The following is a 1284-nucleotide window of genomic DNA, read 5'->3' as shown; positions in this document are numbered from 1 at the left end:
CTTTCCCAATAACGGGGGCAGCTTTAATCATCCGCAAAGGACTCTAACACGTAGTCTATAGTTTTCAAAATTCCTAAATCCATATGCTCTTCGCTGGATAAGTTTCATTTTTCGATGAAAGCCTTCAGTAATGCCATTTGATTTACTAAATCGCCACATTCTGGCAACCTCTTCTTTCCAAGCCCAGAGAGTTTTCCCCAAGGCAGCGAGTGCTTTAAAGGCGCTTTGTTTTAATTGAGTGAGCATATCAAGGAAAGCAGGAATTACCTTTCGGCAGGCTTTTTGTGTGAGGGCTCTTTTCATTAAAAGGGTATGGAGTTGTTGTTGAAATTGATAAATGGCCTCTATAGCAGGATGTTGAGCGAGGAATGCATCGCGTTGTTTTTTCTTTTCTTCACTTAGGTTATCTGGTCTAGTTCTAAGAAGAGCGAGGATTCCGCGGTTATTTTTTATTTCAGAACAGAGCTCCCTGTAAGTCATCATGCATTGGTGCTGCATTAAACGAATAACGTGAAAGCGGTCAGCGACAATCAGGGCATTAGGGAAGTACTTTTTTATTATAGAGCGATAAGAACTGCTTAAGTCCATACAGACCACTTTGACTCGTTCTTTGCCGGGTAATTGCTGGAGGTAGGCTTTAAGGTCAGGTTCGCTTCGGCCGAGCACTACATCATGGATTTTACGGGATTTCAGGTCGCAGAAAGTGGTGGCAAACCCTTCTTTTTTACTAAAGAAATGCTCATCAATACCTAATACGACAGGACAAGGTCGGTTAAGTAGCTCTTTGTTTTGTTCTTTATAATGCCGTTGATACCAGCGCTCAATGGTTGCTTTGCCTTTATTGAAGCGTTCAGCGAGGTCTTTTTGCGAGACGCCGCGTGTATGTTCATGGAATACAGCAGCTTGCGCTCGCCAGGTTGAACGCTGATATTTATTGATTCCAGGAAATTGTTGATTGCCATAGCGTTTGCAATCATGGCAGTACAACTTATAGGCCTTGAACCGTAGAATACTTCGGCGATGGCCAATTAACTCATGATGAACCTCTCGTATATAAGAGGATTTCTTACGAACTTTCTTACTTTGACAATGGCTGCAACGCGCTATGCGATTATAACGAACATCTAACAATAACGGCTGATAACCGCTCACTTTTACTATGGAAAACCCAGGTAAATTTAGGATAAGATTGTATCCGGGCACTTTAATCTCCTTTTGATCGCTAAATCAAGGACTTAGTTTATACTAATTTGATTAAAGTGCCCCCTTCATTGGGGTAGAGCC

The 1284-nt window shown here is 42.0% G+C and carries 1 protein-coding gene; it reads right to left on the bottom strand.

What is annotated here, in order from left to right; genetic code table 11:
• Nucleotides 1-27: 27 nt before the first annotated feature.
• A complete protein-coding gene (locus tag B1207_RS15840; RefSeq protein ID WP_112220852.1) occupies nucleotides 28-1203 on the bottom strand; it encodes an ISL3 family transposase in 1176 nt (391 codons plus the stop codon).
• Between the last annotated feature and the right edge of the window lie 81 nt (nucleotides 1204-1284).

Origin of the sequence: Legionella quinlivanii, assembly GCF_003265995.1 — a bacterium.
GTDB classification, from domain to species: domain Bacteria; phylum Pseudomonadota; class Gammaproteobacteria; order Legionellales; family Legionellaceae; genus Legionella_C; species Legionella_C quinlivanii_A.
Note: the sequence above shows the minus strand (reverse complement) of the source record. Positions and strands in the feature narration are given on the sequence as shown.